At 48.8% G+C, this 623-nt stretch carries 2 rRNA genes; both read left to right on the top strand.

The annotated features are described in order from the left end of the window. A 16S ribosomal RNA gene (locus AC0LWN_RS32630) occupies window positions 1-228 on the top strand; the annotation flags it as partial. 280 nt (window positions 229-508) lie between these two features. After that, window positions 509-623: ribosomal RNA gene (locus AC0LWN_RS32625) — 23S ribosomal RNA — on the top strand; the annotation flags it as partial.

Here is a 623-nt window from a genome sequence, read left to right as displayed (position 1 = left end):
CAACTCGCCTGCATGAAGTCGGAATTGCTAGTAATCGCGGATCAGCATGCCGCGGTGAATACGTTCCCGGGTCTTGTACACACCGCCCGTCACACCACGAGAGTTTACAACACCCGAAGTCGGTGGGGTAACCCGCAAGGGAGCCAGCCGCCGAAGGTGGGGTAGATGATTGGGGTGAAGTCGTAACAAGGTAGCCGTATCGGAAGGTGCGGCTGGATCACCTCCTTTCTATGGAGAATCGTCTTCTGCAACGAAGACATTCAAATCTAAAATCTAACCAGGTCGGTTAGTGGCTCACTCGTTGCTCAGTTTTGAGAGTTTAAGCTCTCAGTTACAACTTGATCCTTGAAAACTGGATACCGAAACGAAATTGCGTTTTAGAACATTCCTTTAAGCTGAACTTGTGTAAACAAGTTTTGAATTAATGGCGATGCTAGCGATTTTCCTGATGGAAATAAAGGCTTTTGAAGAAATTCAATGTCCGATATTTTCCTAGCGGAAAAATCGAGGTTAAGCTAATAAGAGCACACGGAGGATGCCTAGGCGCCAGGAGCCGACGAAGGACGTGGCGAACAACGAAACTGCCTCGGGGAGCTGTAAGCAAGCTTTGATCCGGGGGTGTC

The sequence above is a fragment of the Paenibacillus sp. sgz302115 genome (genome assembly GCF_056120445.1).
The sequence above is the reverse complement of the archived record's forward strand: the minus strand, read 5'-3'. Positions and strand labels throughout refer to the sequence as shown.